Consider the following 15118-nt stretch of genomic DNA (forward strand, 5'->3'; position numbering starts at 1 on the left):
TCCGGCCGACGAGTCCCTGCCTGTGGACACCCTGCAATACTGCCTGCCAACGAGCCACTGCCAACGACTAAACGAGCTTGCAAGCGAAATGAGCAATCGGCAAGAAATCTGTCCGGAACGGATATGCTATAATAGGCTCAATTCAGTTGCAGGAGAGGGGAATTTTGATGAAAACAAAGACAATTCCGAAGGGGCGGCTGTGGACGGCTCGTGTGCTGAGCGGGCTGGTTATCGCGTTCATGCTGTTCGACGGCATCTTCAAGCTGTTTCCGCCGCCGGAGGTGCTGGAGGGGACGGTATCGCTCGGCTTCGGTGAGCATCATATCCCTGTGATCGGGGCACTCGGGCTGCTCGCTGCCGTGTTGTATGCGATCCCGCGCGCGGCCTTCCTGGGGGCATTGCTGCTTACCGCCTATTTCGGCGGCGTGGTCGCGGTGCAGATCCGGGTCGATGCTCCGCTGTTTACGCATGTGCTGTTTGCCGTCTACTTGGCGGTGATCGCTTGGGCCGGCTTATGGCTGCGCGATGAACGGGTGCGCGCGCTGCTCCCGCTGCGTAGAGGAGAGTAGCAGGCGGGCAGCTCCGGCCGTAGGGGACCGGGCAATCGCCTGAGGCACACAGCAGTGGGGAAGAGCAGGGGAGTCAGGCAAAGCGAAGCGTTCACCCTTAAATGAGGGAAATTAATTTACGAATCCTTCATACACCGTTGATCCTCCGCTAACAAAATGTTGCTAAAGTAAATGGTGAGAGCAACAACCGAATAGGTAAGGGTACGAGACGAGGAGAAAACCCTTTTATGCAGCACAGCGAGTAGCCTGTTTAGGCGCGCCGACTTGATGTGCTGGGTAAAGGGTTTTTTGTGTTGTTCTCAGGAAGGGAGCTGCGCGTAGATTGCCGGATGTGCTGAAATGGGATGGACTTTTTTTCGATCTGGATGGAACGATTTTGTTGGGCGATCGCTTGCTTCCCGGAGCGGCCGAGACGCTGGAGGAGCTGCGGCGGCAGCGCCGGAAGGTTTACTTTCTAAGCAATACGACGACCCGCACCCGGATCGCCTGCCGGGACCGCCTGCATCGGCTGGGGCTGGAGGCCACGCTGGATGAGATGGTAACGGCATCCTATATGTCTGCCATCTACATGCGGGAGATAGCCGCGGATGCCAACGTATTTGTCATCGGCGAGCCGGCCATGCGCAGTGAGCTGGATGAACAGGGCGTCCGCTGGACAGATGATCCGCTGGCCGCCAGCCATGTGCTGGTCGGGATGGACATGCAGTTTGATTACCGCAAGCTGCATCAGGCTCAGAAGGCGGTGCGCAACGGAGCGGCGCTCATCGCGGCGAACCCGGACCCGTATTGTCCGATCGAGCAGGATGTGATCCCGGATACGTGGTCGATGGTGAAGGCTATTGAAGCAGCCAGCTGCGCCGGGACGCAGACCGTCATCGGGAAGCCCTCCTCTTATTACGCGGACAAGGTGCTGGAATGGAGCGGGTTGCCCGCACAGCGCTGTCTGATGGTGGGGGACCGGCTGGAGACCGATATTTTATTCGGCTACAACAATGGGCTGCAGACAGCGCTGGTGCTGACAGGCGCGGCGTCCCGCGCCGATGCGGAGCGATTCGTCGTCCGGCCCGATTATATTTGGTCGTCGCTGCAGGAACTGATGCCTGTCTGCAAGCGGAGTTAAGCAGATTTTACGCTCGCTTCACATTCCCGTAATCGGCTCTGTACATAGCTTGTCTACAATGGGATGAGGAGCCTTCAAACTACGAATTATCATTCAAAGGAGAGATTTTCATGCGTACTCTTGCACCGAAAATGATCAGTTTGGCTCTTATGTTGTCCGTCGCCGCCGGTTGCGCCAAAGCTGAGCCTGTTCAGCCAACGGCCGCGACTCCCTCCGCGCCTGCAGGCTCGACCGCTCCGGCTGCGCCTGCGAAGGACGAAAAGGTAGAGTTGACATTTTATTATCCAATCGCGGTAGGCGGTCCGTTGACAGCAACGATTGAAAGCATGGCGCAGGAATTTACGAAGCAAAATCCGAACATTACCGTCAAGCCGGTCTACACGGGAAGCTACGCGGATACGGCGGTCAAAACGCAAGCGGGCGTGCAAGCGAAGACGCCTCCTGACGTGGCTGTGCTGCAAGCGACCGAGCTGTTCAGCCTGCTTGATATGAATGCCGTTGTGCCGCTGGACGAGTTTGTCGCGCAGGAGGGCGGCGACAAATACTTGTCCGACTTCTATCCGGCGTTTATGGCCAATTCCCAGACGGGCGGCAAAACCTACAGCATTCCGTTCCAACGCAGCACCATCGTGCTTTATTACAATAAAGAAAAGTTCAAGGCGGCCGGTCTGGACCCGAATAAAGGACCGCAAACATGGGATGAAATGAAGGATTACGCGAAAAAGCTGACCAAGGACGGCACCTGGGGACTGGAAATTCCGGTATCCGGCTTCTCGTATTGGATGATGCAAACCTTCGCCCTGCAAAACGGCAAAAACCTGATGACCGAGGACGGCAAAAAGGTCATGTTTAATACGCCGGAAAATGTCGAAGCGCTGCAATATTGGTCCGATCTGGCGAAGAAGGACAAGGTGATGCCGGAAGGCGTTACCGAGTGGGGCACTGTGCCTTCCGACTTCCTGGAGGGCAAGACGGCTATGATGTACCATACGACGGGCAATCTGACGAACGTGAAGAAAAATGCCAAGTTTGAATTCGGCGTCAGCTTCCTGCCTAAGAACAAAAGCTTCGGCAGCCCGACCGGCGGCGGTAACTTCTACATTTTCAAGGATATTGACAAGAAGAAGCAGGAAGCGGCCTGGAAATTTGTCAAGTTTATGACCGAAACGGAGCGCGCTGCCCAATGGAGCATCGACACCGGCTATGTGGCCGTGAAGAAGTCCGCTTATGAGACAGAAACGATGAAAAAATATGCCGCTGATTTCCCGGCTGCGCTGGTTGCCCGCGATCAATTGCAATATGCCGCTGCCGAGCTGTCCACGCACAATAACGGTAAAGTCGTGAAGGCGCTGAGCGATCAGCTGCAGGCAGTTATGTCCAGCAACCTGTCGCCAGCCGATGCGTTAAAGAACGCTCAAGAAGAAGCGGACAAGGCGCTGGCTGCATTTAATAAGTAACCGGAGCTTTATATGCCGCGCTTCTGAATGAACCCATGTCGAGACAGGAGAAGGCTTGCGCAGCGGATGGCGGCTCGCCGAGCAGTCGGGCCGCCAATCGCCGCTGCGCTGAAAGGCTGAGCTCCCGGCATTCGCGCTGACAGCGCTTTGCACCGGGCCTGAGTTTGGTCAGATGACCCGCCGCGAGCTAAGGCGTCACTCAGCGCAGGATTGCTGTTCTCGCCGCGGCCTTCTCCCTTTTCCGGCAAATAGCTTGACCTGTATCGCGTCACTTTACCTTGACTTGCCGGGAGGTCCACTTTGTTAGGGCATACGAAAACGTTAAAAACCTGGAAAATGAATGCTTTCGCCTGGCTGCTGCTGCTGCCGTCCCTTGTCTTTTTGTTCCTGTTTACCTTCTATCCGATTGCCAAAACGCTTCGGCTCAGCTTGTTCCAGGCCGATCTGGCGACGCCGGAGCCGCGGTTTATCGGGCTTGACCAATATGCCAGTCTGCTGGATGATGCGGTGTTCTGGAAGGTGATGGTGAATAACCTGTGGTTTGCATTAGGCACGGTGCCGACCTCGCTTGGCCTGGCGCTGCTGATGGCGATCTGGACCAATAAGGCGCTGCGGGGTACGGGATTTCTGCGCACGGCGTTTTTTTACCCGACGCTGATCCCGATGATTGCGGTCGCCAACGTATGGCTGTTTATTTATACGCCCAAGTACGGCCTGCTGAGCCGGGCGATGCAAAGCATCGGGCACTCCGATATCAACTGGCTCGGATCGTCGGAATATGTGATGTGGGCGATGGTTGCGATGGTTGTGTGGAAGGAAGCCGGGTATTTCATGATCTTTTATTTGGCTGGCTTGCAAAATATTTCGCATGAGCTGTACGAGTCGGCCCAGGTCGACGGGGTCAGCAAGTGGACCGTATTCCGTAAAATTACGTTTCCGCTGCTTATGCCGACAACGCTGTTTGTGCTCATTGTGGCGTTGACGAACTCCTTCAAGCTCGTCGATCATCTGGTCATCATGACCAAGGGCGGACCGAATAATGCAAGTAATTTGCTGCTGTACTACATCTATGAAACCGCGTTCAGCTTCTGGGATCAGGGAATGGCTTCAACCTTGACTGTCATAATGATTGCCATATTGCTGCTGTTTGCGGCACTGAACTTCTTCGGCCTGGACAAAAAAATTCACTACCATTAACGGATGCCGCATGCGGCAGAAAGAAAGGCGATGCTATGCCGTCCAAAACCTCGAACATAAGCCGCTGGCTTCTCTATATATTCGGTATGCTGTGGCTGGTGCCGCTGCTGTGGATGACGGTCACGGCTTTCCGGCCGCGGCAAATTGCGCTCTCTCCATCGTTTTCGCTTGAATTTACGCTGGAAAACTTTGCGAAGGTATGGGAGGCTGCTCCGTTTGCCCAATATTACGTCAATACGGTGCTGATCGTTGTCGGTGTGTTCGCCGTGCAGATGGCGACAGCGACGATGGCTGCCTTTGCGTTTGCACGTCTGAATTTCTGGTTCAAAAACGGTTTGTTCCTGCTGTTTCTCGTGCAGATTATGGTGCCTGCGGATGTGCTGATTTTTCCCAACTACCAGGTACTCAAGGAATTAGCCCTGCTGGATACGAAGCTCGGGGTGATGATTCCGTACTTCGCGTCTGCGTTCGGAATTTTCCTGCTGCGGCAGACGTTCAAGACGCTGCCGCCCGAGCTGGACGAAGCGGCTGTGGTGGAAGGGTACACGAAATGGCAAATCTTATGGCGTATTTACTTTCCGCTGTCCCGACCGGCGTATATCGCGTTTGGCCTCGTGTCGGTCAGCTATCACTGGAATAATTTTCTCTGGCCGCTGATCGTCACGAATTCGGTGGAAAACCGTCCGCTTACCGTCGGGCTGGCGATTTTCGCCCAGTCCTTCGAAATCGGCGCCCAGTGGACGGAGGTCAGCGCGGCCACGCTGCTGGTCATTGTGCCGCTGCTGGTTGTGTTCCTGCTGTTCCAGCGTCAATTTATGAACAGCTTTATTCACTCGGGTATCAAATAAAACGAACTTGCGGAAGGGAGAGGATTAGGCGATGTCCATGCGTCTGACAACTGCGGTATCCACTTATGCGCTGCTGGAGCTGCCTTTGCGGCAAGCGGTAGCCCAATTGGCGGAGGAAGGCTGGAGGGCGATTGAGATTATGGGGGAAGGTCCGCATCAGGAGCTGCTCGACTGGTCGCCGGATCAATTGGACTGGCTGAAGCGGCTTGGGGAAACGCACCGGATCGCCTGGTCCATCCATGTGCCGATCACCGGCTGCAACCCGGCGGCGCGCGGCGGTGCCGAGCGTCTGGACGCCGAGCGGATCGTGCTGCGTACGATGCAGCTGGCTGATGAGCTGGGCTGCGATTATATTGTGCTGCATCCCGGCGGGCTGGAGGAGGCGGATGGCGAGACGAGGTTCGAGCTGCCTACAGGGAAAAGCCTGGAGGCCGCAGCGCACCGGGTCGCTGTTTTTCTGCGTCATGTGCTAAGTGCGACGAGAGGCTCGCGGGTACGGATTGCCCTGGAAAATGTCCCGCCGTATCCGGGTCTGCTAGGTGTGGATACGGTGTTTCTGGAAAGAGTGCTGCGCCTCACGGATTCATCTCGCGTGCGGATCGTGTTTGACGCCGGTCATGCGCATCTGGCCGCTGGCGGCTGCTTGCGCGCGCTGGAGCGTGTGCTGCCGAACCTGGCGGCTGTACATCTCAGCGACAACTACGGCCAGCACGACGACCATCTTGCGCTGGGCGCAGGCAGCGTCCCGCTTGATGCGTGCGTGGCGATGATACAAAGCTCCGGGTTTGAAGGAAACTGGGTATTGGAAATGCACGAGGTTGCGGACGCACAGGCTTCGGCAGTCTGGCTGGAGCAGCGGCTGGCCGCGTCGCCGTTTCCGGCTCATCTGTGGGAGCAGCCGACGGCGCGCCTGCCAGAGGAGCTGCGTTAGCGGTTGAAGCACGGAGACGGAGACCGACTACTTGACAATCGGTTGAGCGATGAAGGAAAAATGAGAGGCAGCCGCGCATGTTGATGGCAGGCTGCCTTTTCTTGATTTTTCTGGCCGGGTTAATGCGGCAAACGGAGGATTTATTACCGCTTTGGATTCAGCGGGTAGTCTACGACAGTCGGCACCTCGATGCCAAGGAGCCGCAGCGGTTCGCTCGCCGTCGCATGCACAGTCACTTCCGTTGCCTGGTCGGCTCGCATGACCATAAAGTCGCGGTGACGGAACGAAGTTTCCGCTTGCTCGGCATGCACGGCTTGCGAGTGCTCCCAATGGCCGTCTCCACGCATAGCCAGCACGGCCAGGGATCGTCCCGCAGGGACCGTGCACGTGAACGCAGACTGCGCATCCACCTCCAGATCCCATACGCGGGCATCCGCGACCAGCTCAATCGGCGAGCCTTCGCCGATCACCGTTTTGAAGCGGTAGCCGCTGCCCTCTTGAACAGGAAAGTCCGCATGCTCGAACTGCCGGTACGTAGGCTGACGCTGCAGAGCAGCTTGAATTTCCGGCTCGAACCAGATTTGGAATGCCTCCATGTCCGGTCCGATAAAATGCTCCTCATGCGACACGCCGGAGCCGGTCTGCATCACCTGCGCCCCGCCAGGGCCGACCAGACTGCGCGTACCGAGGGAATCCCCATGCTGCGCATGACCTTGTACAACATAAGTCATAATCTCGAATGCTTTATGCGGATGCGAGCCGATATGTCCTTCATTTTTGGAGAAAGCCCAAGCCCAATAAAATAACGGGCCGACCCGTTTGATAACCGAGCCTTCGCCGGAGAAGCCGATGGGCTTCTGTTCGGTAATTGATCCGCCATCAAAGCTGCCTTTGCCTTGCATCGCCGGGGTGTAGACCATAATTTGCATGTGGAACATCTCCTTTGGTTTAAATATCTTAAATTAAAGATAATTGATGAGGAGCCAAATGTCAAGCGGAAGCGGATAAGCCGTTGGCGGTGCTTCCACAAGGGTTAGCTCATGTTGTTCTCCATCTCTTCTCCATTGGTTCTCCGGCAGTGCGGACTGGGGAGAACTGTCCTCCGGAAGCTCGGACTTGTGACCGCCGATTGAGAAAGAGGGCGTCGGGCGTTCCGTCTTTCCCCTCGTCGGCACCACGTTGTCGTTGCAGCCTAGTTCCATCCGCTCAAGCTCAAGCCCCAGGCTGCGCGTGTTGCTGCCGCTCGGCCGCCGACACCCGAATGATGAGCTCAGACGGCAAAATGATCGTTTGCGGCTCCTCCTGCGAGCGACCCTCGATCCGGTCGATCAGCCATTGCATGCCTAGCGAGCCGAATTGGTAAGCGGGCTGGGCGGCGACCGTCAGGAACGGATTCAGCGCCGAGGCCAGGCCGAGGTCGTCGAAGCAGACGACGGACATGTCGTCCGGCACCTGCAGCCCGCGGGCGCGAAGCCCTTGAATAGCGCCGATAGCGAGAAAGTTGTTCGCGGCGAAGATCGCCGTCGGCGGCTCGGACTGATGCAGCAGCCGATTCAATGCCGTTTCGTCCTGAATATCCCGGTAATTGGCATGCAGCACGAGGGCGTCATCGTAGGGCACATCGTTCAGCTTCAGCGCTTCCTTGTAGCCGATATGCCGCTGGCGGGCCGTCGACACGTCCTCGGAGCCGTTGATCAGCGCGATCCGCCGATGACCAAGCGCGAGCAAATGCTCAACCAGCCGCCGCGCTCCTTCCTTGCTGTCGCCGAGCACCGTGTCCGCTTGAATGCCGGGCACCTCGCGGTCCAGCAGCACAAGCGGAATATTATGCTTTTGCAGCTGCTGCAGATGGATGGCCGAGCCGTCACCCGCCGGAGCAAACAATACGCCGTCCACCCGGGTAGACAGAATCATGTCCACGTAATCTTTTTCCTTCACATAGTTCTCGTCGCTATTGCCGAACAGCAGCTTGTAGCCGAAGCGTTTGGCCGTATCTTCAGCCCCGCGCGCCAGCGTTGTATAGAACGGATTTGTAATATCCGTAATAAGCAGGGAGATGATGTGAGTCTTCTGCAGCACAAGACTGCGCGCATTGGAGTTGGGCACATAATGCAGCTCCTCCATCACCTGCTTGACCCGCTGCCGCGTTTTGTCGCTGATTTTGCCGTTGTTATTGATAACTCTGGACACGGTCATCGCGGACACATTGGCTTTTTTGGCGATATCGTAGATCGTGATCAACCGTGGCGCCCCTCTCATATATGAACTAAGGTTCATTGTAGGGAAAAAAGAGATTGACAGCAAGTCATTCCATTGATATTTTAATGTTATCGGTAACATTATCTGGGGGAGGGCTTGTACAATGGCACATTCAATTGAACCGGGCGCCGATGCGCTTGTCATGGACGAGGCGGATCATGTCGCGACAGCGCTCAAGGATTTGGCGGCCGGGGAGCAGGTTCGTTACCGGATCGGCGCTCGCGTGGAGCAGCTGACCTTGCTGGACGCGGTGCCTTTTGGCCATAAAATTTCCATCGCTGCGCTGGAGCCGGGTTATGACGTGCGCAAATACGGCGAGATCATCGGCAGAACGGTCTGTGCGATTGAGGTCGGCCGGCATGTGCACGTGCATAATATTGAAGGCATTCGCGGGCGCGGGGATCAGGCGGCAGTCAAATAAATGCCAATAAATCGAAGCGGGCGGACGAGTCGCAAGCCCAGTACGAAATCGTTTGAGTAAGCGGTTACTTCATTATTTATTCAGCAGGGAGGCTGTCCTACAACATGACTACCATTATGGGATATGAGCGGGCAAACGGAGAGATCGGCATTCGGAATCATTTGCTGATCATCCCCACCGTCATCTGCTCCAATCAGGTTTGTTCGCGCATTATGCAGATGGTACCGGGAGCAGTCGCGATTCCGCATCAGCACGGCTGCAGCCAGATTGGCGCGGATAAGGACCGGACGTTCGAGGTGCTGGCGGGAACGGGGAAAAACCCGAATGTCGGTGCTGTGCTTATCATCAGCCTGGGCTGTGAGGTGGTCGATCCGGAGGTGCTCGCCGAGGCCATCAAAGTTACCGGTAAACCCGTGGAGTTTTTCGATATTCAAAGCGTTGGCGGTTCAGTTAAAGCGATTCAGCACGGCGCCGACCTGGCGCGCAAGCTGCTGGCGGAGCTGGAAAAGCAGCCGAAGGTGCCGGTGCCGCTGTCCAAGCTGAAGGTAGGCGTAAAATGCGGCGGCTCGGATGCGACCTCCGGCCTTGCGTCGAACCCGGCGCTGGGCGTAGCCGCCGATGAGCTGATCGCGAAGGGCGGTACGATCGTGATCGGCGAAACGACGGAAATTATCGGAGCGGAGCATGTGCTTGCCGAGCGCTGCGCGGCGCCGGAGACGAAGGAGCAGCTGTACCATATTGTCGATCGCTTTGAGAAGGAAGTGGAGCGGATGGGGGCAGATATGCGCGGCGGCAATCCGAGTCCGGGCAATATTGCGGGCGGTTTGTCCACGATCGAGGAAAAATCGCTCGGCTGTATCAGCAAATGCGGCACCGCGCCGATTCGCGGCGTGATCGAATATGCGGAGCATTTGCCGGAAGGCGGGCTGTATTTTATGGACTCTCCGGGCAATGACATTGAGTGCGTATCAGGGATGGCGGCGGGCGGCGCGCATATCGTCTGCTTTACGACCGGACGCGGCACGCCGACCGGAGCGGCTGTCATTCCTGTTATTAAAATCACCGGCAACCAGCGTACCTTCAACAATATGGAGGACAACATGGACGTCGATGTCAGCGAGATGCTGGACGGAACGCTGGGGCTGGGGCAAGCGGGCGACCGCATCTGGCAGGAAATTCGCGAGGTGGCCGAAGGCAAGCTGACCAAGGCGGAAATTCTCGGCCATCAGGAATTCAGCATTAACCGGATCGGGCCGAGCCTGTAGCAAGTGCGGCGATAAAGGCAGGCACTCTGCGAGCCGGAAATAGAGGTCGTTTGCCGCAGTAATCTGCAACGGAAGATGAAGGAGGAAGTCTCGTGACAGAGTCAGTAACGAATACGTCATGGCTTGACCTGGATTATAAGCCCAAGGTGCCGCAGGACCGGTCCATCGGGATCGGGATCGTCGGCGCAGGCGAAATTGTCGCGGCCTGCCATCTGCCTGCATATCGAATGGGCGAGCTGCATGTCGTCGGCATCTACGATGTCGATGCGGCCAAGGCGCAGGCGGTCGCCGACAAGTTCGGCATCGCCAAGGTGTACCGCTCGCTGGATGAGCTGCTCGCCGATCCGCACGTACGCGTCGTTGATCTCGCTGTACCGGCCAAGGCGCAGCCGGCTATCGCGGCTCAGGCCGCAGCCGCCGGCAAGCATATGCTCTGCCAGAAGCCGCTGGCCGAGTCTTACGCCGAGGCGGCGGACATTGTCGCCGCTTGCGCCCGCGCGGGCGTGAAGGGCGCGGTCAACCAGCAGATGCGCTGGTCGCCGGGCATCCGCGCCACCCATACCATCATCAGCCGAGGCTGGCTGGGTGAGCTGCTGCAGGCGTCGATTGCGGTGAATGTGAAGCAGGAATTTGCCAACTGGGATTGGCTGCGGAAGATGCCGACGCTTGAATTTATGTATCACAGCATTCATTATATCGACGCCATCCGCTTCCTGTTTGGTACGCCGACTTACATTTATGCGGATGGCGCGCGTTTCCCTGAACAGCAATGCGTAGGCGAGACGCGCACGATGCTGCATATGCGTTTTCCCGGCGAGGCGCGCGGGCTGATCCAGGATAACCACAATCATATCGCCACCGAGGACGACTGGTATGCGACGTACCGGTTCGAGGGCGCCGAGGGCATTGTGAAAGGGACTAACGGCGCGCTGTACAACTATCCAGTCGGTCGTGAGGATACGCTCAGCTTTTATTCGAAGCGGCTGCACCCGGACTACTGGTTTACCCCGTCGCTGCATGGCAGATGGTTCCCGCATGCGTTCCTCGGCACCATGGGCGAGCTGCTGCGGGCGATTGAGGAGGACCGGGAGCCGGAGAACAGCGTGCAGGACAACCTGAAGACGCTGCAGATCGTCTTTGGCGCTTACCGTTCGATGGCGGAGAACCGTCCGGTGGTTCTGGAGGAAATCGCGCAGGAAGCAGGCGCCATATGCTAAAGGGCATCTCCCCCCTGCTGTCGCCGGAGCTGCTGGCCATCCTGATGGAAATGGGGCACGGCGACGAGCTGGTGCTTGCTGACGCGAACTTTCCGGCCGCCTCCTGCGCCAGGCGCCTTGTCCGGGCTGACGGGCACGGCATTCCCGAGCTGCTGGAAGCTGTCTTGCAGCTGTACCCGCTGGATCAATATGTCAACGCGCCCGTCACCTTGATGGAGGTTGTACCCGGCGATCCGGTAGTACCGGTCATTTGGGACCAATACCGTGAGATCGCTGACCGCTGGGAAGGGCGGCCGATTCGCCAAGCGTATCTGGAGCGCTTTGCGTTCTATGAGCGGGCGGGGCGGGCTTACGCGATCGTTGCCACCGGAGAGCGCGCCCAATATGCGAATATCGTACTGAGCAAGGGCGTTATTGTGGAAGCCTTGAAGCAAGGGCAATGAATGCCGGGTGGACGAGGGACTAACCGAAATGAGAGGAGATCGGGTACAATGAGACTGGCAGGAAAAATTGCGCTCATTACAGGCGCAGGCTCAGGCATCGGGCGCAGCTCGGCGCTGCGGTTTGCGCAGGAGGGCGCAGCGATTGTGATTGCAGATCTGGATGCGGCCAAAGGCGAGGAGACGGCGGCTGAAATCCGCGAGGCCGGAGGCTCGGCATTGTTCGCGCAGGCCAATGTCACCGACCCGGAGTCGGTGCAGGCGCTCGTAGCCGCAGCGCTGGCCGAATACGGGCGGATCGACGTGCTGTTCAACAATGCGGGCATCAGCGGCGTGGGCGCGCTGCATGAAGTGGAGCCGGAGGCGTGGGATCGCGTCATCAACGTCAACATCCGCGGCACCTTTCTGCCGAGCAAATACGTGCTGCCCCATATGATGGAGCAGCGCAGCGGCTCGATTATCAACATGTCCTCGTGCATCGCCGAAATCGGTCTGGCCCAGCGCGCCTCATATTCCGCGACCAAGGGCGCGGTGCTGGCGCTCACCAAGTCGATGCAGGTGGATTACGCCCCTTACGGCATCCGCGTCAACGCGCTGCTGCCGGGAACGATTTTGACCCCGTTTGTCGAGAATTATTTAAAGCAATCGTACGCCGATCCGGAGGAAGGCTTGGCAGGCATCAAGCGCCGTCAGCTCAGCGGCGATCTCGGCCGCCCGGACGATGTGGCGCAAGCGGCTGTATTTCTGGCCTCGGATGAGTCGAAATTTATGATGGGCTCGCCGCTGTATATCGACGGCGGTGTGGTATTCGGCAAAAACGCGTAGGAGCAGCGTGAGAAACCTGATTCGACAACGTGACGCATGGACTCAAACAAGCGGGAGGGACTTGACTTGAAACTGGTGACATTTGAACAAGCAGGCGACTATAAGCTGGGCGTGAAGACGGAACGCGGCATTCTGGACGTGGCGGCGGCGCTCGCCGACCCGGGCGCAAACGGCGCTGCTCGACAGGCTGTCGTGCCGACAGACATTCATGCCGTGATCGAAGGCGGCGCAGCGGCTGTAGCGGCACTGCAGACGGTTGTTGACCGGGCAACGGCGGCGGACGGCGCTGCTTACTGGCTGGATGAAACGAAGCTGCAGCTCGGTCCGTGCGTAACCCGGCCGAACAAAATCATTTGCGTCGGGCTGAACTACCGCCAGCACGCGGAAGAAACGAACGCGCCGATTCCGGCGTACCCGATTTTATTTAACAAATTCAACAACACGCTGGCTGCACAAGGGGACGAAATTCCGCTGCCGAAGGTATCATCCGAGGTGGATTACGAAGCGGAGCTGGTCATCGTGATCGGCAAGACGGCGAAATATGTGGCGAAGGAAGCGGCGCTTGACCATGTATTTGGCTATTGCTGCGTCAACGACCTATCGGCCCGCGATTTGCAGATGCGAACGCATCAGTGGCTGCTCGGCAAGTCGTGCGACAAGTTCTCCCCGCTCGGCCCGTACCTGGTCAGCGCGGACGAGGTCGGCAACCCGAACGAGCTGGAGATCAAGACAGTCGTCAACGGCGAGGTGCGCCAGCACTCCAACACGTCGGATATGATCTTCTATTGCGACGAAATCGTCAGCTACATCTCGCAGCATATGACGCTGGTGCCGGGCGATATTATTTTGACCGGAACGCCGCAGGGCGTTGTGCTCGGCTTGCCGCCGGAGCAACGCGTGTACCTGCAGCCTGGCGATCTCGTTACGATCGAAATCGAGAAGCTCGGCGCGCTGACGAATCGGATGGTTGCGGAGACGGTGTAGACGCTGGATGGTGCAAGACGGCAGGTGGCATACTGGTAGACGGCGTAGAAGCTAAATGGTGCAAGACGGCAGGTGGCGTAATGGCAGACGGCGTAGACGCTAGATGGTGCAAGACAGCAAGTGGCGTAATGGCAGACGGCGTAGACGCTAGATGGTGCAAGACAGCAAGTGGCGTAATGGCAGACGGTGTAGACGCTAGATGGTGCAAGACGGCAGGTGGCGTAATGGCAGATGGCGTAGACGCTAGCGGAGACGGTGTAGACGCTAAATGGTGCAAGACGGCAGGTGGCGTAATGGCAGACGGCGTAGACGCTAAATGGTGCAAGACGGCAGATGGCGTAATGGCAGACGGCGTAGACGCTAGATGGTGCAAGACAGCAAGTGGCGTAATGGCAGACGGCGTAGACGCTAGATGGTGCAAGACAGCAAGTGGCGTAATGGCAGACGGTGTAGACGCTAGATGGTGCAAGACGGCAGGTGGCGTAATGGCAGATCGTGTAGACGCTATATGATGCAAGGACGGCAGTGGCATACTGGCAGACGGCGTAGGCACCGCTTCGCTAGCCAGACGTGCCTGTACGACTTTACCGCGCCCCCAGAGGGCTTGCGAATTTCATAACAAAGGGCTCCGATTTTGGGAGGTGCTGTTGCCAACACACCTGCTACCCAAGATGCGGAGCCTTTTTCACGTGTATGTAGCGAGGAAGCGTTCAGCATACCGCCAATAACTCTGCTTGGAGAATAATAAGACTGGATGGTGCTGGAGGAGGGGGCATGTAAGGTGAAGTTGACGAGTACGCCCAATGAAGCGGACCCGGCAGGGTGGAATTTGCAGCTAGGGCATATCGAGTGGGGGATAGAACGATTGTTCTGACCTATTGTTAAAATGTAAATTAATCCTAAAATAAAATTAATTAGGTTAATTACCTAAAATATAATTTTTGAAGCAGAGGAGGCAGAAATGAAAGCTATCTTACGTTTAAGCTCGTATCTCCTACTGACAGCAAGCGTAGTGGCGGGCAGCGTTAGTATGCCAGTAGCTGCTCAGGCTGTACAAACGCAGGCCATACAAGCGCAAACACAAGTGCAAACGCCGGTCAAGCCCGCCAAGATCATGGAGGACGCGCCGTCACAGCCGGTGGAGCTGAAGCCGTCCGGCAAGCGAGCGCTTGACCCGGACCGGGAGGCCAGACTTCAGCTCTGGCGGCTGGGCAAGCAGTTGAACGGGCTGCAGTGGCTCGCGGAAAGCGAAAACCGAACGGAGCTCAAGCAGCAGATTGCGGACGAGGCGGCAGCATTGTCGGCACGCAAGGCTCAGTGGCGGAGCAAGATGTCTGGCCCGGCCAAGCTTGCTGCGAAGCAGGCAGCTGGCAGGACGGTAACGGATCGGGTGTATGCTACCCAGCCAGAGTCGGTCTTGCCCTTGCCCCAGCCGCAGCTGGCAGCGGAGGCGCGGCAGTTTATTGACGATTATGAGCGCAGCATCGAGCAGTTTTCATTGAGGCTGCCGCTGTCGGCGGATGCGCTTAGCCGGATGAGTGTGTATGAGCCTGATTATGTGATGGATGTCAACACGTTTAGGGAT

Annotated in this window: 15 protein-coding genes; 13 read left to right on the forward strand and 2 right to left on the reverse strand. The window is 57.5% G+C overall.

Features of this window, described 5'->3' with window-relative positions; translation table 11 throughout:
- The first annotated feature begins 167 nt into the window (after positions 1–167).
- From AC6ROY_RS16560 to AC6ROY_RS16585, 6 genes are all read left to right on the forward strand, one after another.
- Entirely contained in the window at positions 168–569 is a 402-nt protein-coding gene (locus tag AC6ROY_RS16560) for a DoxX family protein (RefSeq protein WP_500101678.1), read from the forward strand.
- Positions 570–900: 331 nt separating this feature from the next.
- Positions 901–1689, forward strand: a complete 789-nt coding sequence (locus AC6ROY_RS16565) for an HAD-IIA family hydrolase (RefSeq protein ID WP_500101696.1) — start codon at positions 901–903, stop codon at positions 1687–1689.
- A gap of 110 nt (positions 1690–1799) precedes the next feature.
- Positions 1800–3146, forward strand: a complete 1347-nt coding sequence (locus AC6ROY_RS16570; protein WP_500101679.1) for an ABC transporter substrate-binding protein — start codon at positions 1800–1802, stop codon at positions 3144–3146.
- Between the two features lie 336 nt (positions 3147–3482).
- On the forward strand, positions 3483–4343 hold the full coding sequence (locus AC6ROY_RS16575; protein ID WP_500101697.1) for a carbohydrate ABC transporter permease: 861 nt from the start codon (positions 3483–3485) through the stop codon (positions 4341–4343).
- A gap of 35 nt (positions 4344–4378) precedes the next feature.
- Positions 4379–5191 (forward strand): carbohydrate ABC transporter permease, encoded by an 813-nt coding sequence (locus AC6ROY_RS16580; protein WP_500101680.1) that lies wholly within the window; start codon positions 4379–4381, stop codon positions 5189–5191.
- A gap of 31 nt (positions 5192–5222) precedes the next feature.
- Positions 5223–6122 carry a sugar phosphate isomerase/epimerase family protein gene (locus AC6ROY_RS16585; RefSeq protein ID WP_500101681.1) on the forward strand — a complete coding sequence of 300 codons (900 nt, stop codon included), beginning with the start codon at positions 5223–5225 and terminating at the stop codon, positions 6120–6122.
- 143 nt (positions 6123–6265) lie between these two features.
- Here the strand turns inward: AC6ROY_RS16585 and AC6ROY_RS16590 are convergent, their stop codons facing one another.
- Together AC6ROY_RS16590 and AC6ROY_RS16595 are read right to left on the reverse strand one after the other, a co-directional pair.
- The gene (locus AC6ROY_RS16590; RefSeq protein WP_500101682.1) at positions 6266–7051 is read right to left on the reverse strand and encodes a pirin family protein; all 786 of its coding nucleotides are present in this window, start codon (positions 7049–7051) and stop codon (positions 6266–6268) included.
- Between the two features lie 283 nt (positions 7052–7334).
- Complete coding sequence (locus tag AC6ROY_RS16595) at positions 7335–8363, reverse strand: LacI family DNA-binding transcriptional regulator (RefSeq protein WP_500101683.1); 1029 nt, start codon at positions 8361–8363, stop codon at positions 7335–7337.
- Positions 8364–8484: 121 nt separating this feature from the next.
- Here AC6ROY_RS16595 and AC6ROY_RS16600 point away from each other — a divergent pair, with 121 nt between their 5' ends.
- From AC6ROY_RS16600 to AC6ROY_RS16630, 7 genes are all read left to right on the forward strand, one after another.
- On the forward strand, positions 8485–8802 hold the full coding sequence (locus tag AC6ROY_RS16600; RefSeq protein WP_500101684.1) for a UxaA family hydrolase: 318 nt from the start codon (positions 8485–8487) through the stop codon (positions 8800–8802).
- Positions 8803–8906: 104 nt separating this feature from the next.
- The gene (locus AC6ROY_RS16605; protein ID WP_500101685.1) at positions 8907–10067 is read left to right on the forward strand and encodes a UxaA family hydrolase; all 1161 of its coding nucleotides are present in this window, start codon (positions 8907–8909) and stop codon (positions 10065–10067) included.
- 92 nt (positions 10068–10159) lie between these two features.
- Positions 10160–11284, forward strand: coding sequence for a Gfo/Idh/MocA family protein (locus AC6ROY_RS16610; protein ID WP_500101686.1), 1125 nt, complete (start codon positions 10160–10162; stop codon positions 11282–11284).
- Positions 11278–11727, forward strand: a complete 450-nt coding sequence (fucU, locus tag AC6ROY_RS16615; protein ID WP_500101687.1) for an L-fucose mutarotase — start codon at positions 11278–11280, stop codon at positions 11725–11727. Before AC6ROY_RS16610 ends, fucU begins: the two co-directional genes overlap by 7 nt.
- 48 nt (positions 11728–11775) lie before the next feature.
- Positions 11776–12549 carry an SDR family NAD(P)-dependent oxidoreductase gene (locus AC6ROY_RS16620; RefSeq protein WP_500101688.1) on the forward strand — a complete coding sequence of 258 codons (774 nt, stop codon included), beginning with the start codon at positions 11776–11778 and terminating at the stop codon, positions 12547–12549.
- A gap of 66 nt (positions 12550–12615) precedes the next feature.
- Entirely contained in the window at positions 12616–13533 is a 918-nt protein-coding gene (locus AC6ROY_RS16625; protein ID WP_500101689.1) for a fumarylacetoacetate hydrolase family protein, read from the forward strand.
- A 961-nt stretch (positions 13534–14494) separates the two neighbouring features.
- Positions 14495–15118 (forward strand): hypothetical protein (locus AC6ROY_RS16630; RefSeq protein ID WP_500101690.1); only part of this gene is annotated, 624 nt, incomplete at its 3' end.

It is taken from the genome of Paenibacillus sp. sg306046, assembly GCF_059821225.1.